The sequence below is a fragment of the Kribbella sp. NBC_01505 genome (genome assembly GCF_045040285.1).
Taxonomy (GTDB): Bacteria; Actinomycetota; Actinomycetes; order Propionibacteriales; family Kribbellaceae; genus Kribbella.
The window spans coordinates 3,847,088-3,870,425 of sequence record NZ_CP109425.1 but is presented as its reverse complement, the minus strand read 5'-3'; the positions used below and the strand labels follow the sequence as shown (position 1 = coordinate 3,870,425).

The 23,338-nt window shown below is 68.3% G+C and carries 19 protein-coding genes; 9 read left to right on the top strand and 10 right to left on the bottom strand.

The window, feature by feature from the left end; genetic code table 11:
* The first annotated feature begins 63 nt into the window (after window positions 1–63).
* Entirely contained in the window at window positions 64–936 is an 873-nt protein-coding gene (locus OG474_RS18370) for a hypothetical protein (RefSeq protein ID WP_405063543.1), read from the top strand.
* Between the two features lie 42 nt (window positions 937–978).
* Window positions 979–1,290 (top strand): hypothetical protein, encoded by a 312-nt coding sequence (locus OG474_RS18365; protein WP_405063542.1) that lies wholly within the window; start codon window positions 979–981, stop codon window positions 1,288–1,290.
* Window positions 1,291–1,299: 9 nt separating this feature from the next.
* Here OG474_RS18365 and OG474_RS18360 read toward each other — a convergent pair whose 3' ends face one another.
* The 4 genes from OG474_RS18360 to OG474_RS18345 form a co-directional block, all read right to left on the bottom strand.
* Complete coding sequence (locus tag OG474_RS18360; protein WP_405063541.1) at window positions 1,300–5,793, bottom strand: FtsK/SpoIIIE domain-containing protein; 4,494 nt, start codon at window positions 5,791–5,793, stop codon at window positions 1,300–1,302.
* The gene (locus tag OG474_RS18355) at window positions 5,784–6,806 is read right to left on the bottom strand and encodes a hypothetical protein (RefSeq protein WP_405063540.1); all 1,023 of its coding nucleotides are present in this window, start codon (window positions 6,804–6,806) and stop codon (window positions 5,784–5,786) included. The genes OG474_RS18360 and OG474_RS18355 overlap by 10 nt, the downstream gene beginning before the upstream one ends.
* Before the next feature lie 40 nt (window positions 6,807–6,846).
* Window positions 6,847–7,377 carry a sigma-70 family RNA polymerase sigma factor gene (locus tag OG474_RS18350; protein ID WP_405063539.1) on the bottom strand — a complete coding sequence of 177 codons (531 nt, stop codon included), beginning with the start codon at window positions 7,375–7,377 and terminating at the stop codon, window positions 6,847–6,849.
* Between the two features lie 369 nt (window positions 7,378–7,746).
* Window positions 7,747–8,007, bottom strand: a complete 261-nt coding sequence (locus OG474_RS18345) for a hypothetical protein (RefSeq protein ID WP_405063538.1) — start codon at window positions 8,005–8,007, stop codon at window positions 7,747–7,749.
* On the opposite strand from OG474_RS18345, the gene OG474_RS18340 reads away from it, so the two are divergent.
* Window positions 7,994–8,626, top strand: coding sequence for a ricin-type beta-trefoil lectin domain protein (locus OG474_RS18340; protein ID WP_405063537.1), 633 nt, complete (start codon window positions 7,994–7,996; stop codon window positions 8,624–8,626). The two genes, OG474_RS18345 and OG474_RS18340, sit on opposite strands and share 14 nt — an antisense overlap.
* A gap of 17 nt (window positions 8,627–8,643) precedes the next feature.
* On the opposite strand, the gene OG474_RS18335 is transcribed toward OG474_RS18340, so the two are convergent.
* Both OG474_RS18335 and OG474_RS18330 read right to left on the bottom strand, forming a co-directional pair.
* Window positions 8,644–9,546, bottom strand: coding sequence for a 1,4-dihydroxy-2-naphthoyl-CoA synthase (locus tag OG474_RS18335; RefSeq protein WP_405063536.1), 903 nt, complete (start codon window positions 9,544–9,546; stop codon window positions 8,644–8,646).
* Between the two features lie 15 nt (window positions 9,547–9,561).
* Window positions 9,562–10,575: a LacI family DNA-binding transcriptional regulator gene (locus OG474_RS18330; RefSeq protein WP_405063535.1), complete on the bottom strand. Its 1,014-nt coding sequence runs from the start codon at window positions 10,573–10,575 to the stop codon at window positions 9,562–9,564.
* 146 nt (window positions 10,576–10,721) lie between these two features.
* Here OG474_RS18330 and OG474_RS18325 point away from each other — a divergent pair, with 146 nt between their 5' ends.
* The 3 genes from OG474_RS18325 to OG474_RS18315 all read left to right on the top strand — a co-directional run bounded on the left by OG474_RS18325 (window position 10,722) and on the right by OG474_RS18315 (window position 14,396).
* Entirely contained in the window at window positions 10,722–12,662 is a 1,941-nt protein-coding gene (locus tag OG474_RS18325; RefSeq protein ID WP_405063534.1) for a Xaa-Pro dipeptidyl-peptidase, read from the top strand.
* Between the two features lie 136 nt (window positions 12,663–12,798).
* On the top strand, window positions 12,799–13,128 hold the full coding sequence (locus tag OG474_RS18320) for a PadR family transcriptional regulator (RefSeq protein ID WP_405063533.1): 330 nt from the start codon (window positions 12,799–12,801) through the stop codon (window positions 13,126–13,128).
* Window positions 13,125–14,396, top strand: a complete 1,272-nt coding sequence (locus OG474_RS18315; protein ID WP_405063532.1) for an HAAS signaling domain-containing protein — start codon at window positions 13,125–13,127, stop codon at window positions 14,394–14,396. The genes OG474_RS18320 and OG474_RS18315 overlap by 4 nt, the downstream gene beginning before the upstream one ends.
* Here the strand turns inward: OG474_RS18315 and OG474_RS18310 are convergent.
* The 3 genes from OG474_RS18310 to OG474_RS18300 are packed head-to-tail and all read right to left on the bottom strand — an operon-like array spanning window position 14,393 to window position 16,497.
* Window positions 14,393–15,103, bottom strand: coding sequence for a GNAT family N-acetyltransferase (locus OG474_RS18310; protein ID WP_405063531.1), 711 nt, complete (start codon window positions 15,101–15,103; stop codon window positions 14,393–14,395). The genes OG474_RS18315 and OG474_RS18310 overlap by 4 nt on opposite strands.
* 4 nt (window positions 15,104–15,107) lie before the next feature.
* Entirely contained in the window at window positions 15,108–16,109 is a 1,002-nt protein-coding gene (locus tag OG474_RS18305) for an adenylate/guanylate cyclase domain-containing protein (RefSeq protein ID WP_405063530.1), read from the bottom strand.
* A complete protein-coding gene (locus OG474_RS18300) occupies window positions 16,099–16,497 on the bottom strand; it encodes a cyclic nucleotide-binding domain-containing protein (RefSeq protein WP_405063529.1) in 399 nt (132 codons plus the stop codon). Before OG474_RS18300 ends, OG474_RS18305 begins: the two co-directional genes overlap by 11 nt.
* 131 nt (window positions 16,498–16,628) lie before the next feature.
* Between OG474_RS18300 and OG474_RS18295 the strand changes: the two genes are divergently transcribed.
* The 3 genes from OG474_RS18295 to OG474_RS18285 all read left to right on the top strand — a co-directional run bounded on the left by OG474_RS18295 (window position 16,629) and on the right by OG474_RS18285 (window position 22,161).
* Entirely contained in the window at window positions 16,629–17,168 is a 540-nt protein-coding gene (locus OG474_RS18295; RefSeq protein WP_405063528.1) for a GNAT family N-acetyltransferase, read from the top strand.
* A 75-nt stretch (window positions 17,169–17,243) separates the two neighbouring features.
* Window positions 17,244–20,555, top strand: coding sequence for a glycoside hydrolase domain-containing protein (locus OG474_RS18290; RefSeq protein ID WP_405063527.1), 3,312 nt, complete (start codon window positions 17,244–17,246; stop codon window positions 20,553–20,555).
* A 79-nt stretch (window positions 20,556–20,634) separates the two neighbouring features.
* A complete protein-coding gene (locus tag OG474_RS18285; protein ID WP_405063526.1) occupies window positions 20,635–22,161 on the top strand; it encodes a DUF4185 domain-containing protein in 1,527 nt (508 codons plus the stop codon).
* Here the strand turns inward: OG474_RS18285 and OG474_RS18280 are convergent.
* On the bottom strand, window positions 22,158–23,324 hold the full coding sequence (locus tag OG474_RS18280) for a winged helix DNA-binding domain-containing protein (protein WP_405063525.1): 1,167 nt from the start codon (window positions 23,322–23,324) through the stop codon (window positions 22,158–22,160). The genes OG474_RS18285 and OG474_RS18280 overlap by 4 nt on opposite strands.
* Between the last annotated feature and the right edge of the window lie 14 nt (window positions 23,325–23,338).

Below are 23,338 nucleotides of genomic sequence, written 5' to 3'. Positions count from 1 at the left end.
GAGTGAACCTGAGCGGCTGCCGGGGCGTGGTCACTGTGGACACCCCAGGCACCGGGAGGCAACGTGACGAGTAAATACACCAGGCTCAGAGCCGACTACGGCCTGCTCAACGAGACGAAGGTCGGCCTGGAAGCGCTCGCGAACGACATCACTCCGACGATGAACAACGCGGCATTCAAGCAGTCGACGACCGCGATGTACGGCAGTCTGGACATGGCTTCGGCGATGAACGCTCTGCACAACGACGCGTCGTACACGATGAAACAGGCCGAGAAGAAGATCAAGCAACTGGCGGCCTCCTTCGGCTCGGTCGGCGAACTGTTCGCGCGCTTCGACTCCGAAATGGCCCTCGGCATGATGGCGTCAGGTGCGACCACGGCAGTCCAGAACTACTTCGAGCAGAAGAAGCAGTGGGACTACTACCAGGACCACAAGTCCGAGTGCGACGTTCCCGACAAGGACAAGCCGGGGTTCTGCAGCGCCACGGATCCCGGTGACGAACCTCCACTGCACCAGACGACGACCGGCAACACCGGTGGGGCCAAGATCTACACCGATGTCGTCCTGGGTGACGACAAGAAGACGGTGGTCAAGGAAACCACGACGGTCGAGTTCGACGGCAAGACCTACACCTCGACGACCGCCTACAGCAACGACGGTCACCACATGGTGACCGACAGCAAGTCCCCCGACGGCAGTACCTCGCACACAGTCGTGGACATCAGTGCAGACGGCAGCGGGACGTCGAAGACCACCAGCGACGACGGCAAGTGGAGCGAGTACACCCGCGGTCCGACCCCGAAGGACAAACCTCCGCTGGACTGGGAAGAGACCGCCGCCAGCAGGGAGGCCAACGCGCCAAAATCCCCGGGCGAGGTGGAGGACGACACGCCGCCACCGAAGGGGCCATCAGGAGCCGGTCCGAAGATCAACTGACCCGAACCACCAGAATGCCCCGAACGAAAAGGAACCCCAGTCATGGCGTACGAAGGCATCAACCTCGAATACGACAAGATCCTCGAGGTTGTGAAGCTGTTGCACAACAAGTACGGCGAACTCGTCCCGCAGATCAAGGGCCTGCATGACAGGGTGAACCTGCTGGTCGAGGACGGCCTGGTGTTCAAGCAGTCCAGCGAGGTGATCCGGGAGACCTACGACAAGTTCAACACCAGCCTGAATCTGGCCGTGGAGGGCATCGAAGGTTTCTCCAAGATGTTCGACAACATCAAGACCAACGCCGAGAAGTTCGACAGCGACCTCAAGGAAGCCATCCTGAACCCCAAGAGCTGAACCGCTCGGCTATTCCACCCGCAGGACAGTCAGCGGGACCTGGACCGTGACCGGCAGCGAAGCGGGGCCGGTGGTCCAGGCCCTGCCGACGCGCGGCTCGGCACGGACGATGCTCTGCCCCAGCCGCACACCGATCAGCTCACCGTCGATGGACGACTGCGCCCCGAGCAGAAGCCCGCGCCGAGCTCTCCGCGCAGCCGACGCCCAGCCGCACAACCCGCTCTGGAAACCGTCGACGGTCGCGGCGAAGACCAGCGCGAGACCCTGGTCGCGACCGGACACGACGATGTCCTTCAGCATTCGGTCCGCGGACGGGTTCATCATCAGATCGGCATCGTCGACCAGCACGACCTTGGGCCCCGGCAACTGTTCCAGCGTCGCGCTGAGCACATCCTCGGACGGATCCGCGTCACTCATCACGGTCACCTGCGGATGCCGTCGCAAGGTCCGCAATGGCGACTCCCGCGGAGTGATCACCACGAGCGAGGTGCCGCCCGCGAGCAAGGACACGGCCACGCAGGCCAGCACGTTGCTCCGGCCCGCTCCGGGTGAACCGAGCACCGCGTACGACGAACCGGCGGCACCAAGATCGACGCCGACTGCTCCGCCGTCGTCGCCACCGATACCGATCAGCGCCCAGAGCGGCCGACGCTGATCGGCTGCCACCAGCTCGTAGGCCGCAGAGAACTCGATCAACGCCGGAAGACCCACCACCGGGAAGGGCTGCCGGGCTGCCGGTACTTTCGCGTCCCGCTTCCGGCTATCCACCCCGATCGCCTTGAGCGCCTCGACCTGCGCAGATCCGCCCCCGGCCGCGAGCACCGCGACCTGACTCTCCGAGGAGCTGAGGACATGCCATCCGCGGCCGGGCGGCACTACCGCCGGCACCTTGTCCGCCTTCAACCCGGCCGCCTGATAGTCGCTACGGTCGGCCTGTCGTAACAGCAGCTTGTGGTCGTTGTGCGCCGCCAGTCTGCCACCGAGCAGTGAGCGTTCCGAGGTGGCGATGACATGGACGCCAAGGGCGCCGCCCTCACGCAGCAAGCGAATCACGTCCTGCAACAGCTGGCCGTAGTCATGCTCCTCGAGCATCGCAGCCAAGGCGTCCCAGCCGTCGATCAGCACCAGGATGTGGGCCGGGCGCTCGGCCTTCGGCAACAGGGTACGCAGCTCGGTCAGTCCGGTCGCGTTGTGCTGACCCGCCAGCTCCTGACGGGAGGTCAGCTCCTGGTTCAGCTTTCGCAGCAGCCGGGTCAGACGCTCCATGTCGTGCCGCGAAACGACCGCGCCACAGTGCGGCAGCGCTGCGAGCGGGGCCAGTCCGCCGCCCGCCGCGTCGATGCCGTAGAGGTGAACGTCGGCCACGCTCCGATACTTGGCCGCCGATCCGGCGATCGTCCGCAGCAGCTGCGTTCGCCCGGACCGCGGCGACCCGATGACGTAGAGGTGGCCGAAGGTTTCCAGATCGATGCCCGCCACCCGCTGCTGCTGCAGCGGTGGCAGATCCTCGAGCGCGTACGGCACGAACAGCGGTGCACTGCTGGTGTCGGGAAGATCCTCCAGCAGGATCTGCGGTGCGAGCGCGGGCTGCCACGGCTGCGGCTGGGCGGTGAAATCGTCCAGCTCGGCAGCCGCCGCGGTCAAGGCCTCGACGAGTGTTTTGAGGTCGGTCGGCAACGGCGCCTCCCGGACGGGTTCCTCGATGTCGGGCAGTGCACCGCGATCGACCGGCCGCCCGAGCTCCGCCCACGGCAACTCGAAGACCTGTACCTGCTCGGTCGGATCGGGCGGATCGGGCGACTCGGCACCGTCGGAGCGCTCGGCTCCCACCCACGCTGTCTGGAACAGATCCGCGTTGCGCGGGCCGCGGCGGATCACCGCCCGCCCGGGATTCTTCGGACTGAACGAGGCGGCATCGCTCACCTCGGCCACGTCCTGGCTCTCGATCGAGTCGGTGACCCGAAGAGCGATCCGCAGGTTCGTGTTGGCCCGGATGTCGGGGGTGACCACACCGCCCGGCCGTTGGGTGGCGAGGATCAGGTGGATGCCGAGCGACCGGCCCCGCTGGGCGATGTTGATCAGCCCGGGCACGAAGTCCGGGATCTCCCGCGCCATGGTTGCGAACTCGTCGATCACCAGCAGCAGCCGCGGCAGCCGGGCCAGCTCCGGGTCGGCGATCCGCTTCGCCTGGTAGTCGGGCAGGTCTTTCGCGTCCGCGGCGGCCAGGACACGCTCCCGGCGCCGGAGTTCGGCGTCCAGCGACCGCAGCACTCGTTCGACCAGGTGCGGGTCGAGGTCGGTGACCATGCCCAGGGTGTGCGGCAGGCCGGCACATTCCTTGAACGCGCTGCCGCCCTTGTAGTCGACCAGGACGAAGGTGAGCTCATCGGGCCGGTTCGCAACCGCCAGTGACGCGACCATCGTCTGCAGCAGCTCCGATTTGCCGGATCCCGTCGTACCGGCGATCAGGCCGTGCGGGCCGTCCTCGACCAGGTCGACGGTGAACGTGCCGTCGAAGTCGGCACCGAGCACGAACGACGTACTGGCCGGACGCCGGCGCCAGCGGCCGGCCAGCTCCGCCGCGGTCGGCGGTTCGAGGTCGAGGACGTCGAGCAGCTTGACCTGCTTCGGCAGACCGGCGTCGTGCTCCGGGCTGACGTCATGAATCGGTGCGAGCGCACGGGCGATCTGGTCACACCAGTGCGGCGTGACCAGGTCGGCGCGGACGCCTTCCTGGTCGGGGACGCCGGGGAGACGGACCGTCAGGGTCTCGGCCCCGGTCGCGACCACAGCACTGCATTCCTGGGGTAGCAGGCGCTCATCGCCGTCCAGGCAGACCGCGTAGACACCGACCGATGGCCCGTCGGTCAGCACCTGGATGAATCCGGGTACGTCGCGCAGCCGCCGGGAGCCGTCGGCGATCACCATCACCTCGGTGTCGATCGGCTCCGGCGTGCTCGTGCCGGATGCCTCTCGCCGGCGATTCTGGACCTGCGCCACCAGCTCGCTGATGCGAGCGGCGGTCGTCGAGTCGTCGTTTGCTATCAGGACCGCCGCGGAGGCCTTGTCCGGCCGCAGGTGCGGCAGCCACCGGACCCATTCCCAATCCTCCGCATGGCCCGGCTCGGCCAGCACCACGATCCGTAGTGCCTGCGGCGAATGCAGTACGGCGGTCTGGATCGTCAGCCAGCGAGCAAGTCCGCGGACCGTGGTCGTGGGCCCGGCGATGCCAAGGACGCCCTGGGCACGCAGGGCGATCGCGATGGGCGCGTCCGGGATCGTCCAGCGGATCGTCTGGTGGTTCTCCTCGCGCCCGCCGTCGTTCAGCTCCTTCAGTGACGGCTGGTGCCCGGTGCCGACGCGCAGCACCAGATAGTCCCCGTCGCTGCGCCGGCGTTCCCACAACCGGCTGCCAGGCCGGGTCGCCAGCTGCGCGATCCGGACCGGGTCCGGCGTGGTCAGGTTCCGGACCCGGCGCTCACGGGCCACCGCGACCGCGATCTCGTCGTCCAGTGCCGCCTTACGGGCGAAGTACCGGCGCCTGGCCTCGATGTGCTGGACGCGATTGTTCTTCTTACTCATGACGGCGTTGCTCACCATCATGAGGGGGCTCAGCAGGGTGAAGACCAGGAAGTAGTACGAGTTGAACATCCAGACCATGACCATGCCGAGGACGATCGGCGAGAGCAGCACCAGCAGCGGGAACGGGTTCGGGCGTGGCGGCGCGGGCGGTGCCGGGAGCCGGAGCTTCTCCTCGTCGAGGTGCGGCGCGAGCCGGGGCGGCCGGTTGTAGTCGAGGCCGAAGCCGTCGTCGGCCGGCCGGACCGCAGCGAGCGACTCGAGCTCACCGGCGCACCGCAACAGCACCGGTCCCACGGCGAGGTCCTCGTCCGGCGGCCACTCGTTCACCTGGCCGACCGGACCGGCCCCGGGATCGATCACCCGCGGCTTGGCCGGTTCGTGGGCGACCTCGTCGTCGTCCACCCGGACCGCGAGCGTCGCCGCGTCGTCCGTCGGCGGGCCGATCCGCCGGCTGGTCACCGCGCCACCGAGATCCTCCGTCCGGTGCCAGTACGCCGCACCGGCCGGCCCGACGGTGATCCACAGGCCCCGTTCGGGCACGCCGTCACCCTCGAGGGTGATCGCACACTGCGGGTCGGCGCCGATCTCGTGGCTGCCCGCGCCGACCCGCCACACCCGCCCGGCCTGCGGGCCCGAGACGGCGTGCAACTCCACAACGACCGGTGGTCGCCCGTCCGGCGCCGCCTGCAGCAGGTCCGGTACGTCGACCGGCCCGCCGATGCCAATGACGGCGCCTTGGCGGACGCCGGACTTGGCCAGCGATCCCGCCGGATCCAGACGTCGGCGGCCGAGGAACAGCGTCGTGCCGGGCACACCGAGACCTGCTGCGAGGTCCTTGACCGAGAGACCGCGCGGTATCCGGACGATCCGCTCGGCGCGGGTGCCCGACCGGGCCTCGATCATGGTCAGATTCAGCTCCATGTCGCCTCCCGGCTCACTGCGGAAACCCCGACCGCCGCGGTCGGGGCCGGCACGTCGCTCAGGTCATCGGTCTCGACCGGGTCCGGCGCCGTGCCGCCGCCGAAGTCGTGCGGCGGCACGTCGCGGATGGACCGGGCCACAGCTCTTGCCAGCGGCAACGGGTCGATCCGGAGCCAGCTCGCGCCGCCGTGCAGCCGCAACGTCTGGTCAGGCATCGCCTCGAGCAGCCGGGCACTGCCGCGGGCGACCCCGAGACAAACCATCCGTCGCCCGGTCGGCAGCGGAACCGGCAACGGCCCGGCGCCGATCACGAACCAGGCACCTAGGCGCCGGGCAGCATCGGAGAGCGGCAGCCCGTCGTGGTACGGGTGGATGCCTTCAGCGACTTCAACCGCGCCGACCGGTAGCCGGACGTCCAACTGGGCGGCGATCGCCTGGACGACAGCGCGTGCTGTCGGCTCCGCACCGTAGACGGACAAGGTCCGGGGACCGGACAACAGGTCGAGCATGACGACGGTCGTGCCACCGCTGTCGGTGCCGAGGCAGGTGAGCAGCGGCATCTCCTGGATCGGGCTGCGACCCGGCACGTCGCCGCGATCGATCCACCACAGTCGTGGATCCACCGCATCCGCGCTCCACGGAACCGGCGGCTCGAGAACGGTGCCCCCGGCAACCAGCACCCCGATCCGCCGGCCGGCAAGAACGACGGCGTACGGGGCCACCGTCGGACCGATTGCCGACGCGGCGCCCAGCGCGCGTTCGGCCTGGTCCCAGCTCTCTTCGTCGCGAAGCACCTTGGCCAGCAGCCGAAGCCGCCGGCGATATCGCCGGCGGGCCGCGATCGGCTCCACGAACGCACGCCAGGTCCTCTTGATCTCCCTGCCCAGCCAGCCGAACAACCGCTTCCAGCCGCCGAGTCTGCGAACCAGCAGGTGGATCAGAACGATCGTCAGCAGCGCCAGCCCGATCAACCCGAGCAACTTGTGCATCCCCGGCCCCGCGGCCCCGGTCATGGACCCTCCCGTCCTGGAACCAGTCGTGTCCCGTGCACCATCACGCGGCCGCTCCGGTCCGGTCTTCCCGGGTCAGCTCGGCACGGAGTTGGCGCACAGCGTTGTGGGCCCGTGACTTCACCGTCCCGATCGGCAGCCCCAGGACGGCGGCGACCTCCTCACCCGGATGCCCGAGCAGATGGACCCGCGCAACAACCTCGCGGTGGGCCGGCGACAACCGCCGGAGCAGGTCGACCAGCATCCGGCGGTTGATCACCTGCTCGGTCGGATCGGGCTGGTCGACCCGTTCCGCCAGTTGGTTCGACCCGAGTCCGACCGGGATGGCGCGGCCACCGCGGCGATAGTGGTCGACGACCAGGTTCCGAGCCACTCTGAACAGCCACATCCGCACCGGGCGGCGCTCCCAATCGAGACGCTCTGCACCCTGCCAGGCACGCAGTAGCGTTTCCTGCACCACGTCCTCGACCATGTGCGGGTCCTGCCCCAACAGACTCGTGACGTAGCGCCGTAGGCCCTCCCGCTCGGCCAGGCACTGCTCGATGACAGCGGCCTGATGGGTCTGCGCGTCCATGGTGGAACCCCCTAGGTGATTCGGGCAGAGGCTGCTCACAGCTCGAGATGGCATGGGAACGCTCGTAGGTTGAGTGCAAGAACCACTTTTCGGTGACCGGGTGACGCTTGGACCGCTGAACGCCGAGTTGATATACCAGCTGCATATACCAAGTAACGCGTCGTGACACTAGGCTGGCGATCCGCCGGGTGCAACCCGCCGTTCAAACGATTAACCGGACCTGAACCTGACGGCCGGCCCGGAGACGAAATCTTGATCACCGGCTCCGGGCGGCCGGGCTACCATGACGAGGCTCTCGCCTGTACGAACGTTTGAGGGCAGCCGCCCACCGCCGCAAAGCACAGGAGTCGACGTGCGCCACCACCGACCTCACGATTCGTCCCGGTTCGCGGACACGTTCGCCCGCCGGCCGGAGGCTCCGCGGATCACCCGGCTGCCCGACCGCAGAGCCTGGTCCACCACTGCGGTCGTGGCGGCACTGGTAGCCGGTGTCGTCATCGGCACCTCGGTGATCACCGGCGGCGGGTCCGGTCCGGGGTCCACGACCGACGTCGCCTTCGTCCCCGGCTCGACGACGACCAGCACCCCGGCCACGCGACCGGTCCCAGGAAAGTCTGTGACCACGGTCATCCGGCCGGGCGTGACGGTAACGTTGCCTCCGACAACGGTCACCGCCCCGGGCAAGAACATCACCACGGTTGTCACCGTCCCCGGCAAGAACATCACGGCGACCGTGACGCTGCCACCGGCCACCACCACCGCTACCGCCACGACTACCACGACCAGCAAGACGACCACGACAGTCAAGGTCCCGACCGGTGAGAAGACCGCGAACATCAACGGCCCGCAGGCTCCGGGCGCACAGCAGCCGGTGACGCTGAAGAGCGACAGCTCCAACCGCTGCATCGACGTCAAGGACGCCGGCGACGGCGTCGGCCGCGACGGCACGCCCCTGATCGCCTGGGACTGCACCGGAAACGCCAACCAGAGCTGGGGTTTCCAGCCTGACGGGTCGATCCGCTCGATGGGTCTGTGCATGGATCTGGCGAACGCGCAGAGTGCCGACGGCACCCGCGTTCAACTCGCCAACTGCAACGGGGGCTGGGCTCAGAAGTTCCAGCTCACCAAAGAGCGTGAGCTGATCAACCCCAACACCCACAAGTGCGTCACCGCCGCCTCCGGCGACAACGGCGCCGGCCTCGTCCTCCGCTCCTGCACCGGTGCCCCGGTGCAGAAGTGGAAGCGCTGAGCTAGAAGGCGCCTAACCTAAAAGGCATACGGGTACGACGACCAGTCCGCTGGGCGCTTCTCCAGGAAGGAGTCGCGGCCTTCGGCCGCTTCGTCGGTGCCGTAGGCCAGGCGGGTCGCCTCACCGGCGAAGATCTGCTGACCGACCAGGCCGTCGTCGATCATGTTGAAGGCGTACTTGAGCATCCGTTGGGCTGTCGGCGACTTCGCGCAGATCTTCTTGCCCCACTCGAGCGCGACCGCCTCGAGCTCGGCATGCGGGATGACCTTGTTCACCATGCCCATCCGATAGGCGTCCTCGGCGGAGTACTCGTCGCCGAGGAAGAAGATCTCCCGGGCGAACTTCTGACCGACCTGCCGGGCCAGGTACGCCGACCCGAACCCACCGTCGAACGACGCCACATCCGCGTCGGTCTGCTTGAACCGCGCGTGCTCGGCCGACGCCAGGGTCAGGTCCGCGACGACGTGCAGGCTGTGCCCACCACCGGCGGCCCACCCCGGTACGACGCAGATCACCACCTTCGACATGAAGCGGATCAGCCGCTGCACCTCGAGGATGTGCAGCCGCCCGGCCTTGGCCGGGTCGATGGACTCCGCGGTCGTCCCCTCGGCGTACTTGTAACCGTCCTTGCCACGGATCCGCTGGTCGCCACCGGAACAGAACGCCCAACCACCGTCGCGCGGCGACGGCCCGTTGCCGGTCAGCAGCACGCAACCGACGTCCGACGACATCCGCGCGTGGTCGAGCACGCGGTACAACTCGTCGACCGTGTGCGGCCGGAACGCGTTGCGCACCTCGGGCCGGTTGAACGCGATCCGGACGACGCCTGCGTCGACCGCGCGGTGGTAGGTGATGTCGGTCAGCTCGAAGCCGTCGACCTGCTTCCAGGCCGACGGGTCGAAGATCTCGGAAACGGTCACGCTAGTGAGCCTAGATCAGCTGCGTGCGGTGCTTTCGCGCAGGACGACCTCGGCCTTGAAGGTCTCGACGGTTGCCTCGCCGCCCTCGACCGCGAGCTCCAGCGCGCGTCGGCCCATCTGCTCCAACGGCAGCCGCACCGTCGTCAGGCTCGGCCACACGTCCCGCAGGGTCGCGATGTCGTCGAACCCGGCCACACCGAGCTGTCCCGGTACGTCGACACCTCGCGCCCGCAGCGCGGACATCGCGCCGACCGCCATCACGTCGTTCACCGCGAACAAGCAGTCCACGTCGACACCTCGGTCCAGCAATGTCTCCGCGGCCGCATGTCCGCCGTCCCGGGTGAAGTCACCGATCTCGACAGCGACCGGCTCGAGTCCGGAATCGGCCAAGCCGGCCAGGAAACCGTCTCGCCGATCGCGCGCCGTCGCCAGCGTTTCGGGCCCACCGAGAATGCCGAACTTGCGCCAGCCCAGCCCGACCAGCGAACGCGCCAGCTCGGCCGCACCAGCGGCGTTGTCGGGCTCGATCGTGTGCGCAGGCATCCCGGCCTGGCTCACCAGCGCGAGCCCTGCCCCGGAGTTCAGGAACGATCCGACTTCGGCCGCCGTACGGGCCAGGCTTTCGCTGTCGGTACGGCGGCTGCCGATCATCACCGCGGCGCGGGCGCGCTGGGCGCGCAGGGAGGCCAGGTAAGCAATCTCACGCTCGGCATCACGGAACGTGCTGGCCAGCATCACCAGCAGGTTGCGCTCGTCGGCGGCGCGCATGACGCCGTTCGCGATCGCGGCGAAGTACGGGTCCTCGATGTCGTGGACCAGGATGCCGACCACGTTCGTCGAGGACTTCGCCAGCGCCTGGGCCTGCGCGTTCGGCGTGTAGCCGAGCTCGTCGGCCGCTGCTTTGACGCGTTCCTGCAGCTCCGGGCGGGGTACTCGGTCGCCGCCGTTCAGGACGCGGGAGGCGGTCGCGACGGACACACCGGCGCGTTGTGCAACGTCCAGCAATGTGACCGGTGCTCGCAGATTCACTGGGCTACCCTTTCGTGCCTTCCCCCCGGGGCGGTGCCGGTCACCATATCGGAAAGGCGTTGCCGTGACGCTGTGTACCTGGCAAGTCGCGGGCAATCCGTCCAGAACCTGGCTTTGCGACACCCGAGTGACTAGCCTTCCCATCCATGACGACCGTCCGCACCAGGGTGACGATCCTGGTCTCGTCCACTGCGCTCTGTTTCGGTGCCGCCGTCAGTACTGCCACGGCGGCACCGCTCCCGAACGACTACGACAGTGGCCCGAGCCTCAGCCCCGCCCCGACCGGCCCGCCGCCGAACGTCGACCAGCGCACGAACAGCACCAAGCCGGTCTACGACTACAAGAACGCGATCCGCGAGTCGGTCTACGTCGACACCTCGATGGACACCGACTCCGACGGCAAGAACGACGTGATCGCGGTCGACATCGTCCGGCCGAGCGAGACCGCGCTCACCGGCCGCAAGATCCCGGTGATCATGGACGCCTCGCCGTACTACTCCTGCTGCGGTCGCGGCAACGAGAGCGAGACGAAGACGTACGACGAGAACGGCGTCATCCAGAAGATGCCGTTGTTCTACGACAACTACTTCGTCGAGCGCGGCTACGCGATGGTCGGTGTCGACATCGTCGGCACGAACCGCTCCACCGGCTGCGGTGACGTCGGCGGCAAGAACGAGATCAACTCCGTGGTCGCGGTGATCGACTGGCTGAACGGCCGCAACAGCGCGCACGCCGGCGACGGTTCGCCGGTGACGGCGTCCTGGACGACAGGCTCGGTCGGCATGATCGGCAAGTCGTACGACGGCACGCTGGCCAACGGCGTCGCGGCCACCGGGGTCAAGGGTCTGAAGACGATCGTCCCGATCTCGGCCATTTCCTCGTGGTACGACTACACCCGCTCCGGCGGCGTGCCGTACTCCGACGACTACATGCCGTGGCTCGGCGAGTACGTCGGTCACGACACGGCGGCCTGCGACGCGGTGCGCGCCGACCTCGGCGAGAACGACGACGACGAGACCGGCGACTACACGAAGTTCTGGGCCGAGCGCGACTACCTGAAGGACGCGAGCAAGGTGAAGGCGTCCGTCTTCATGACCCACGGCCTGAGCGACTACAACGTGCAGACCAACCACTTCGCGCAGTGGTGGACGGCCCTCGCCAAGAACAACGTGCCGCGGAAGATCTGGCTCGGCCTCGAGGACCACGTCGACCCGTTCGAGTTCCGTCGCGACGAGTGGGTCAGCGAACTGAACAAGTGGTTCGACTACTGGCTGCAGGGTCTGCCGAACGGCGTGATGCGCGAGCCGATGGCCTCGGTCGAGACCTCGCTGAACACCTGGCACGACTACAAGACCTGGCCCGCTGCCAAGGTTTCGGCACCGGTCCCGCTGGCCGCCGGCAAACTAGGTGCCATAGGCAAGGGAACCGTCACGGTCACCGACGACCCGGACCTCACCGAGGACGACATCGTGGCGACGCCGTCCGAGGTGATCGCCGGCCGGCAGATGTTCCTGTCCGCACCACTCCCGGCGGCGATCCGGGTCAGCGGCACCCCGACCGTCACGCTGCGGATCAAGGCCGACTCGACCACGACCCCGATCACCGCCCGCCTGATCGAGTACGGCGACGCGGCGCGGTACTCGGGCCTCCAACGGAGCACTGCCTCGTCCTGCTACGGCGGGAGGACCGACTACGATGACGGCTGCTACTTCGAGGTACAGAAGCTCACCAAGCAGTCCGACCACGGCATCGTCAGCCGCGGCTGGATCGACGCCGCGCACAGCAGCTCACTGAGCAAGCCGAAGCCGCTGACTCCGGGCAAGTGGACGACGGTCACCGTCCCGCTGCGGGCCCAGGACGAGATCATCCCGAAGGGCCGCGTGCTCGGCCTGGCCGTGACGCTGTCCGACATCAAGTGGACCAGCCCGAACGACACCGGCGCCACGATCGACATCGACCTGGCCGGCAGCCGGCTCAACCTGCCACTGACCACCGGGAAGCTGACCGCACCGGCGAAGGTCACCCCGATCCAGGTGGACATCACCACCCCGACCGAGCGGCCGGACCTGCGCGACCCCAAGAACTGACCCCAAGAACCAATCACAGCAACTTCCTGACAGGCGTCCCGGGACTCTCCGGGGCGCCTGTTTCACGTCCTGTGTTTACTCATTGCGTAGTACTCCGCAGTGTGTAGTAGTGTGTGGTGCAGACAAGGAGGCTGGGATGGATACGAGCCAGTTGCTCAAAGGGGTGCTCGACCTGGCGGTGCTCGCGGTTCTGCGCGACGCCGACGGTTACGGGTACGACGTGCTCCGGCGGCTGCGGGCCGCCGGGCTTCATGACGTGGCGGACGCCTCGGTGTACGGGACGCTCCGGCGCTTGTTCGCGGCCGGCGCGCTGACGTCGTACGTGCAGCCCAGCGAGGAGGGCCCGCACCGTAAGTACTACGGGCTCAACAAGACAGGCCACGACCTGCTCAACCAGTCCACCCGGACCTGGACCAACTTCGCCGACATCATGGCGGAACTGCTGCTGACCAAGGAGGCCGCGTGAACAGCACCCTGACCGGAGCGGTCGCGATGTACCTGAGCCAGGTGCGCGCCGAGCTCAGCGATCTGCCGCCAGGCGAGTTCGCTGACGTCCTGGACGACGTCAGCGGCCACCTCACCGAGGTGGCGGCCGAGTTCGACACCGAGCCGACGATCGCCGCGCTGCACGAACGCCTCGGGACGCCGCGGCAGTATGCCGACGAACTGCGGACCGCGGCCGGCTACCCACCGCGGACCACCAAGCCGCCGGTCGATCAGAATCCGGCCGAGAAGGCACTGACCTGGGGGCTGATCGCGACCCTGGTCGGCCCGTTCCTGATCATCATCGCGATCTTCGCCGGTGGCGAGGGAGCCAGTGCCTTCGTCGGGTTCGTCGGCTTCGTCTTCCTGTTCGGCGGCGCCTACCTCGGCGTCCGGGCGCTCCGCGGGAACGACCCGCGGAGCATCATCGCCACCCCGCGCGGTCAGCGTGGTGAGCGCGCGGTCCGCGAGCTGATCGAGCAGATCCCGCCGAACCTGCGCAAGGAGCTCGTCACCATCGGCCAGCCGGTCTGGTGGGTGCTGCGCGGCGCGGTCGGCGGCGGCGGGTTCTTCCTGATCTTCGGCGCCGGCGCGGTCGCGGTGGTCGGTGCGATCGTCGGGGCCGTCGTGTCGGTCTGGGTCGCCCGCCGGACGCAGCAGGACCAGCGTTGGCTCTGGTACGTCGTCCCGCTGAACGTGGTCGCCGCGATCGCCGTACCGGCGTTCCTGTCCGCTGCCTTCCTGGGTGCCTACAGCAACGTCTTCGACCACAGCACCTCCAACGGCTCCAGCAACTACAACCCGCCGTCCGACGGGCTGCGCTGGAACGGCAACGAGGTCACGAACCTCTACCCGTTCGATGCCCAGGGCAAGCAGACCTCGGTCGCCCTGTACACGCAGGACGGCGAGGCGGTGACGCTGCCGTTGCAGGACTGCATGACCCAGAACAACATCGACAGGAACAACGCGACCGCGGGCACCAGCAACATCGTTCCGCACACTGTCGCCGCGACGGTGGAGCCGCCGAGCGCGAGCATCTCCGAGACCGACCCACCGGTCGAGCCGGTCTGCAACGACGTCGCGAAGGCTCCGTTCGCCCCGCCGCAGTTCCCGACCGCGGGCCCGACCACCGGACCGACCCCGGGACCGACGCCGACCCCGCCGGCCGCTTCGAAGCCGGTGACCAGCACGAAGCCGACGACGCCTCCGAGCAAGCCGGGCACGACGTTGACGGTGCAGCCGTCGCGCTAGTAATGCGCCGCGGCGACGTGGCGGTAGGAGTATCCGAGGCGGTGGTAGACCGCGATCGCGGCGGGGTTGTCGCGGTCCACCATCAGCCCGGCGCGGCCGTGGCGTTTCACCAGCTCGGCGGTGACGAATCCGCAGACCTGCCGGGACAATCCCTTGCCTCGGGCAACCGGCCGTGTCGTCACCCCGGCCAGGAATCCGAGCTCGGGTGCGCTCCACGCGTCGGCCGCGATACTCAGCAGCTCGCCGTCATCCCCCGAGATCGCGGCCCAGCGCCGTACACCGGGACGCCCGGGCCACGCGTACGACGAGGGTGACGCCTCGGTGAGCAGGGCCTCGACCCCGTCATCACCCTCCATCCACGCAGCGGTCGTCGTGACCGCCGGAACCTCGGCCGTGTCCATCCAGCCGAAGGCCGCGGCAAACTCCAACCCAGGAACACGATCCGCCAACTCGCGGATCAGATCCTCGTCCCCGAACGGCCGGTACGACGGCTCTGCGTCGATGGCCGCAATCAGCCGGGCAACCTCGTCCGCTGGTCCCGCGACAGCCAGCCGATCGTGCTTCGAGAGCTCCGGAGCAGCAACAGCGACCGCCCTCCCGTCGTACCAGGCCCGCACGCCAGGACCGAAGCCCTGCCCGGCCCAAACGATCAACGGATCCCCGGCGGCGGCGGCGATCAGGTCAGCCGTGGTGTGAATCTCCTGCACACCGTCATTGTGTCTCAGCTCGTTGGAGGGCGTAGGGGACGAGGTGGTGGTAGCCGCGGACGTTGAGGCGGCGGAGTTTGCGGAGGCGGTAGGACGGGTGGCCGTCGAGGGCGGCGGCCAGCTCGCGGTCGACGAGGACTCGGCCGGGTTTGCATTCGGAGGTGAGGCGGGCGGCGATGTTCACGACCTCGCCGTACACGTCGCCGAGGCGGATCAGGATGCTGCCGTAGCAGAGGCCGATCCGCAGTTCGGGGAGATCGTCGACCGCGGCGACGGCATCCTGGAGGGCTAGGGCGACTGCCGCGCCTTGGGCGGCGGTGTCGGTGACGAACAAGACCTCGTCGCCGATCGACTTGATCACCCGGCCGCCGTTCAACGCGACCACGTCCGCGGCCATCCCCTCGAAGCGCTCGATCAGCTGGCCGAGCTCGACCTCGGTCAGTCGCCGGGTCAGTCGGGTGTAGCTGACGATGTCGGCGAAGCCGACGGCACGGATCCCCCGCGCCAGCTCGTCGGAGCCGGCCACCGCCCGCCCGGCCGCGGCGGCCAGGTGCCGGCGCCAGACGTAGGTCTGCAGCTTCTCCATCGCGGGCAGCAACAGCCCGGCGACCTCGAGCGCCTCGTCGGCCTCCAGCGGCGCCGTGGCCAGGAACTCCAGGAACATCGCCGACTGCCACGAGGCCAGCCGTGACTGCGTCTGGCCGAGCTTGCGGGCCAGCGAGGACTCCATCTCCGGGTCGATGAAGTTGTCGTCCTCAAGCGCCGCGACCAGCCGCAGCGCCTCGACATCATCGTCGGTGAACGCGACCTCGTCGTCCGGCACCGTCGCGAACCCGAGCGCGTGCCACATCCGCTCGGCGCGCGCGATCGAGATCCCGGCCCGCTCGGAGACCTCGATCCGGGTGAACTTCCGGTCCCCGCCCAGCAGGGTCCGCTCGAACTCCGCCTGCAGGGCGCCTAGATCCGGCTGCCCGTCAGCGGCGGCAGCTCCGGCGTCAGGCTCCACCGCGGCGCTCGGCGATGGTGGCGTCGATGGCGTCCCGGAAGTCCGGCAGCCGCCGGGTCAGGTCCTCGAACTTCTCCCGGGTGAAGTGCAGCAGCTGCAGCCGCGACTTCGCGGTGACCGTTGCGGTCCGCAACATGTTCTTCCGGACCCCGACCTCGCCGGCGATGTCGCCCGGCCCGAGCTCGGCGATCTCCACGCCCTTCTCCCGGACCGCCGCCGTACCGCTCAGGATCAGGTACGCCGCGTCCGGGGCGGTCTGCTCGAGAATGAGCGACCACCCGGCCGGCACCGACACCTCTTCGCCGGCCCGGAAGATGTCCCGGATGTCCTTACCGGACAGGTCCGCGAACAACGGCAGGTCTCGCGGGGACGTTCTACCCAGTGCCACGTCGATCCTCCGAATCGCCGATGTTTCCCGTCGGTAACTCTAACGGCTGCACCCACGGAGGTCATCAGCATCCCCGAACTGGTCCACCCGGGCCGATTGGCACGCCGGGACACACTCTCCGACACTGAGCCGTGACCAGTACCCCGATCCTCAGCGACGGCCCCGACCTGCGGCTCCGCAGGCACGAACCGGCCGACATCGACGACTTCACGGCCATGTGCTCCGATCCCGGCTACCAGCAGTGGACCGACAAACCGGTCCCCTACCCGCGGATCCACGCCGAACACTTCGTCACCGAACTCATCCCGAACGGCTGGCGGACCGGCGAGATCCACGGCTGGGCGATCGAGTACGACGGCCGCTTCGCCGGCAACATCGACCTCGGCGGCATCCGGGCCGGCGGCGGCGATCTCGGCTTCGGCCTCGCTCCCTGGGCCCGCGGCCGCGGCCTGATGACCCGCGCCGCCCGCCTGGTCGTCGGCTACGCCTTCGACGAGCTCGGCTGGGAAGCCGTGATCTGGCGGGCGGTCGCCGGCAACGACGCCTCTCGCCGCGTCGCGGAGAAGACCGGGTTCCGCCGCTTCACCACGGTCCCCGACACGGCCTGCCTGCGCGGGCACCGCCGGGACGAATGGATCGCGTCGATCCGTCCGGGTGAGTTAGTGGTCTAGTGGACTTGCTTGCTGGATCGCGGGGGTGCGCCGGACGCTGAGCCCTACCACCTCCGGCCGCCCAGAGGACAGATGATGCGACTTTTCCGTTGTTTTGCAGCCCTGCTCGCCCTTCCCGCTCTCACTCCACTCGCGCCCGCGAACGCCGCCGCGGCGGTCCCCGCTTCCTGGGCCTGGACCGAATCGGCCTATACCAGTGTGTTCGAGGACTCGAGACCGTCCGCCGACGCGAGTCCGGCGCTGCGGCTCGACACCGCCCGCAACGAGTACGAGGGCGGGCAGATCGTCGTACGGCGACCGGACGCGTTCCGGATCAACCAGGTCGCGTTCACCGAGCTGGCCAGCGGCGCGAACCGGATCGCCGCCACGAATCTCGAGTACAAGTTCGTCGAATCGACGTACCTGAACCACAACTCGAACTCCGGCGGGGTCTACCCGGTCACCCGCCAAGGCGCCGGTGACTTCCCCGACGGCCTGTCGAACGACCCGACCCGCGACGTACCGGCCCGAACCACACAGCCGATCTGGATCCGGGTCTTCGTTCCCGCGAGCACTCCCGGCGGCCTCTACACCGGTACGGCGACCGTCCGGACGAGCGCCGGCGACCAGGCAGTGCCGGTGCAGGTCGACATCCGGGCCGTAACGTTGCCTGAGGCAAGTAATAGCGCCTTCACGAACACCCTGTGGTCGTTGATGTTCGGCACTCTGGACACCGATGATCCGGAGGTCGGCGTCGGCGTCGAGCCGGTCCAGCAGGTGTTCGGTCAGGTGAAGTACAGCGACGGCTGGTGGGCCCTGATGGGCAACCTGGCCAAGGAGTGGAAGGCGCACCGGACCAACAACCTGACCATCCCGATGATGCGGGTGCTCACCGACAGCCATAGCTACTTCGACGAGACGACCGGGAAGTACGTCTTCAACTGGGAGCGCTTCGACCAGATCGCCGAGTTCTTCCTGGCCCGCGGCGGAGTCAAGGCCATCGAGGGTTTCCTGATGACTTACGACCGGGAGAAGCCCACCTGGACGGTCGAGATGCTCGACCCGGCCACCGATCGACCGGTGAAGCGGCCGCGGACCGACGCCGCGGCGACCCGGTGGCTCGACCAGTACACGTCGGCCCTGCGGTCGCACATCGAGGCGAAGGGGTGGACGTCGAAGTTCTGGACCCATGTCGGCGACGAAACGACCGGTGACAGCGGCGTGCGGAACTGGAACGCGGTCGCGAGCCGGATGCGCGCCGTCTGGCCGGGGATCAAGCTCGTCGACACCATCTACGAGGAGCCCACCGGCAGCAACCTGGCCCCGCAGCTGGACGTCATGATCCCCAACCTCCTCAACTACACGTCCAACCCGGAGGAGTACGACCGGCTGCACCGGGAGGAGGGCAAAGAGTTGTGGTTCTACAACTGCACCATCCCGGTCGGCAACTTCCTCAACCGCTTCGTCGACCAGCCGGAATGGCACCAGCGGCAGACGATGTGGTTCACCTACGCCCGCGGTGGCACCGGCTACCTGCACTGGGCGATGGACAAGTGGTGGTTCACGATCGACAACCAGACCGAGAAGGGCGACGGCTACATCGTCCTGCCGGATCGCGAGCACCAGACGATCAAGTCGACGGTCCGGTACGAATCACTCCGCGACGGCATCGAGGACTGGGAGGTGCTGAACCTCCTCGGCAAGACTGATCCGGTCGCCGCTCACGACCTGGCCGCGGGTCTCGTCCCGGACGCGGAAACCTACACCCCGGACACGTCCTACATGATCCGTATCCGCCGGACCATGCTCGACCTCGCCGCGGGTCGCTCGGTGCCGACCCTGCCGGCCACCACGACGACGGGTGCCGGCTGGCGTCAGCTCGACTTCGGCAAGCAGGTGCAGCTCGACACCGTGCGGCTGCGCTGGACCGGCGCCGTACCGGCTTCGGTGAAGCTGAGCGTGTCGTACGACGGCAGTCGTTGGACGCCGATCGACGCGAGCACCGGTGTCAGCACCCCCAATGCGAAGGCGCGCTATCTCCGGATCGAGACGCCGGCGGCGCTTGCGGCGGTCGAGACGACCGGCGCCGCGCTCGAGACGCCGAATCTGGCGGGAGGGCGCGCCTACAGCTGGTCGGAGACGCCGCGGAGCGATCGCCCGGACAGCGGGCGGGAGGCGACGGACGGCGTGCCGGCCAACTCCCAGGACGACGATCGCTCGGTCGGCTTCACTTTTGCTCCGGGCACCAAGCGGACTGTCTCACTGACCCTGGACCTCGGCGCTGCGCAGCGGATCAACCGGGCCAAGACGCACGCATACGAGGAGTACCCGGACTATCGACCGGACGAGGTGCGGGTGCTGACCAGTGTCGACGGGCAGCGCTTCACGTCCCGCGCCGCTCAGCCGGCACCGCGGGGAACGGCGGGCATCTGGTACGACCTGAGCTTCGCGAGCACACCGGCGCGGTACGTGCGGTTCGAGTTCACCAAGACCGGGTCCGACACCGGCGACAAGATGTTCCTCGACGACGTCGAGCTGTACGGCGGCTCGGAGCCGGCCAACCTGGCGTGGGGGCGGCCGGTCTACCGGAACGCGGAGCCGGCCGGCGCCTACCCGGATTCCGACCAGGAGTCGACCGACGGCATCGGTGGTGGCGCGTACGGCGACGGCCTGAGTTACGGCTACCCGCTGGCCGAGGGCGAGACGAAGACGGTCGACGTCGAGGTGGACCTCGGCACGCCCAAGGTCGTGAATCACGTCCGGGTTCAGGCGTACGACGACGGTGTCCACGAGTACGCACCGGACAAGGTTCAGGTCGTGGTCGCCGGTGCTGTGGTCGCCGAAACCACCCTGCCGACGCGGGGCTGGTACGACCTGTCGTTCCCCGCCGTCACTCACGACGGGGTGATCGTTCGGATGACGAAGACCGAGGGGTACTTCGCCGACTACCTGTTCGTCGGCGAGATCTCCGTCCGCGGCAGCATCGGGCCTGATCTGGTCCGGTCGTACACCGCGCCACCTGCCCAGTACGCCGATAGTGGGTCGGAGTCGGCGGACGGCGTACTGGCTGGGGACTACCGTGACGGCCTGTCGTACGGCTACCCGGTCGGCGCTTCCCGCACAGTGGACGTCGTGCTGGACCTGGGCGCGGTCACGCCGGTCTCTCTGGTGAAGGTCCGCGAGTACGCCGATGACGAGCACGCGTACGCGCCGTCGGAGGTGATCGTCGCGACCAGCACGGACGGTACGACGTACTCCGAACGCGCTCGGACGTCGGCGGCGGCCGTGCGCTGGTTCGAACTGCCCTTCACCGCGGTGAATGCGCGCTACGTCCGGGTCACGCTGCGCAAGTCCGGCGCGGAGAACGCCGACTGGCTCTTCGTGGACGAGATCACCGCTCATCGTTGACCTCGTCCGATCGCGGGTCTACGGTGGCGAGAAATCGATTTCTCCCTCCTGTCAGATCCAGCCGCCTGAGGAGATTCGGATGCGGAACCGATGGTTGTTGATCCTTCCGGTGCTGATCGGAGCGGCCCTCGTGCCCGCCGCGCGCACCGGGCCCGCTGCTCAGGCGGCTCCGGTGCCGTCGCCGGCCGAGCGGGTCGCCAAGTTGACCGGTCCGCAGTCGATCAACGACACCGAGGCCCGGTTCGGATTGAAGGCGACGGACCTCGGAATCCTGTGGGACAACGGATCCGGCGAGATCCTGACCGCGTTCGGTGACAGTTACGGCAGTGGCTGGACCGGTCCCGGTGGTGGTGCGGGCGATCCGGCCACCATCGACTGGCGGTGCAACCTGTTGCTCCGCAGCAAGGACCGGAATCTGGCCGACGGGATGACGCTGGATTCGGCCGCCGAGGATCGGCCCGGGCACGCCAAGGAGTTCCTGGGCTGCAAGAAGATCGATCGCGACGAGCACACCGTGATCCCGACCGGCGGGATCTCGGTCGGGAAGCGCCAGTACGTGCAGTACATGTCGGTCAACTACTGGGGCCCGGCCGGATCGTGGTTCACGAACTACTCCGGTTTCGCCTACTCCGACGACAACGGCGCGAACTGGACGAAGTCGCCGACCGCGCGCTGGCAGAACACGTCCTCATGGGACAACAACTTCCAGATGGTCGCCCTGGTGCGGTCCGCTGGGTACGTGTACATGATCGGTACGCCGAACGGGCGGTTCGGGAACGCGTACCTGGCCCGGGTTCCCGAGAAGCAGGTACTGGACAAGCGGGCCTGGCGGTACTGGGACGGACGGACCTGGTCGGGGGCGGAGCGTTCCGCCGTACCGATCGCGGCCGGGCCGATCTCCGAGGTGTCGGTGCAATGGAACGCCCACCTGGGCAAGTGGTTGATGATGTACCTCGACGAGCAGCGGGCATCCGTCGTACTGCGGTCCGCCTCGTCGTTGACCGGACCTTGGAGCGGTGAGCAGGTAGTTGTCCGAGGCACCGACTTCCCTGGTCTCTACGGGACCTACATGCATCCTTGGTCGTCCGGGTCGGACTTGTATTTCACGATGTCGCAGTGGGATCCGTACAACGTGTTCCTGATGCACACCAAGCTCACCAATGACGGCCAGGTCACCAACCTGGTCACGGATCCCGGCTTCGAGGCGCAGACCAGCGGTACGCCGTCCGCGCCGTGGCAACTGAACGGTCGTGGAGGGATCGATCGCTCAGGGCTGGGCCACTCGGGGGCCAACAACGCCTACCTCCGGGACTCGATCGGAGCGCACGCCGTTCAGCAGAACGTTGCCGTGCGCCCCTATCACCGGTATCGCCTGACCGCGTGGATCCGGACCGCGGAGAACAACTCCGAGACGGTGCTCGGTGTGCGGAGCCTGCGGGGCCGGACCATCGCGCAACAGGTCGGCGGCGCGCATCCGGCGTACACGAAGGTCAGTGTCGACTTCGACTCCGGGCGCGAGTCGCTGATCCAGCTGTACGCCGGGTTCTTCGGGCACGGTCAGGATGTGTGGCTGCAGGTGGATGACGTCGTACTGGAGGAGCGTTAGGGCAGGCGCATACCGCGCATCTGCGGTGAGGCGTAGACGTTGGTGATGCGGACACCGTCGAGCCACTCGGTGAGCAGGTCCGCCTCGGCGTCGAGGGCTTGGCGTGCTGCCTTGCCAACGTCTTCGTGGATCACGAGGCGGACCGGCGCGGCCGGGTCTTTGTCATCCTGCAGCCAGCACCCGACGATCCGCCCGTCCCACCAGGCGGTGTTGCCGGCATTGCCGTTGGTGTCGAACAGGAACGGCTTGTCGGCCGGATCGAGGTAGAAGTCGCGCTCCTTCCAGCCCATCACGGTCGGATCGAGGGACGGGAGGAGCGCCGCCCAGGGCTCGACCTCTGCTGGAGAGTGGGTGTCGTCCGGCAGCACCCAGCCGGTGCCTTGGTCCAGCTTGACCTCAACCGCCTCGAGGTCCGCGAGCGCCCGGCGTACTGCGGACTTGGTCGCGCCCAGCCACCAGACGATGTCGGCCTCGGTCCCGGGGCCGAAGGTCCCGAGCCAGCGGCGGACGAGCTCGGCATACCCCTCGGCCTCCTCCAGCGGTTCTGGCGTGCTGCCGAGCCAGTGCTCGGCGGACGTCCAGGCGGGTTTGTTGAGTCGCCAGTGCCCGGCGTTGATGCCGCGCAGCACGCGTCCTTCGGCACTCAGCAGCGCCATCACGACCGGCCCGACCGGCAGCTCGCCGGGCCCGGACGGACGCATCCGGCCGAGCGCCGGGACGTGGTCGCGGATCTCGCTCGTGGTCCGCGACTTTCCGTCCGCGAGCAACTCCAGCACGTTGGCCGCGGTCTCGGCGATCCAGCCTTCGGGCTCGCTGAGCCCGCTGGCGATCAGGTCCTTGGTCAACGCCCCGCGCTGCTGTTTCGCGACCCGCTGCGACGCACTGCCCAGCGCGGCCGGCAGGAGGTCGCGCGGGAACACGAACAGCGTGCGCCGCATCGCCAACTGCTTCACCACGCTGCGCTCGTCGTACAGGAGCCGCTCGATGTCGCTGACGGTCACGCCCGCCACGCGCGCCCACAACGACAGGTGGACCGTCGCCGCCTCGGTCGCGTGCAGCACGGTCATCCCCCGCACCGCCTCCTCGATCGTCGCGAACCGCCGTACTAGCCCATGTCTCATCGCCAGCCGGCGGCGACGCTCAGCGTCGGTGATATGCAGCATGCTCGCCATCCTTT

Coding starts and splice junctions, on each gene's coding strand:
- OG474_RS18285 (WP_405063526.1), top strand. CDS start 20,635: ATGCGGAACCGATGGTTGTTGATCCTTCCGGTGCTGATCGGAGCGGCC.
- OG474_RS18355 (WP_405063540.1), bottom strand. CDS start 6,806: ATGACCGGGGCCGCGGGGCCGGGGATGCACAAGTTGCTCGGGTTGATC.
- OG474_RS18345 (WP_405063538.1), bottom strand. CDS start 8,007: ATGACCGTGGTCACAGACTTTCCTGGGACCGGTCGCGTGGCCGGGGTG.
- OG474_RS18290 (WP_405063527.1), top strand. CDS start 17,244: ATGCGACTTTTCCGTTGTTTTGCAGCCCTGCTCGCCCTTCCCGCTCTC.
- OG474_RS18280 (WP_405063525.1), bottom strand. CDS start 23,324: ATGCTGCATATCACCGACGCTGAGCGTCGCCGCCGGCTGGCGATGAGA.
- OG474_RS18320 (WP_405063533.1), top strand. CDS start 12,799: ATGGATACGAGCCAGTTGCTCAAAGGGGTGCTCGACCTGGCGGTGCTC.
- OG474_RS18325 (WP_405063534.1), top strand. CDS start 10,722: ATGACGACCGTCCGCACCAGGGTGACGATCCTGGTCTCGTCCACTGCG.
- OG474_RS18350 (WP_405063539.1), bottom strand. CDS start 7,377: ATGGACGCGCAGACCCATCAGGCCGCTGTCATCGAGCAGTGCCTGGCC.
- OG474_RS18360 (WP_405063541.1), bottom strand. CDS start 5,793: ATGGAGCTGAATCTGACCATGATCGAGGCCCGGTCGGGCACCCGCGCC.
- OG474_RS18365 (WP_405063542.1), top strand. CDS start 979: ATGGCGTACGAAGGCATCAACCTCGAATACGACAAGATCCTCGAGGTT.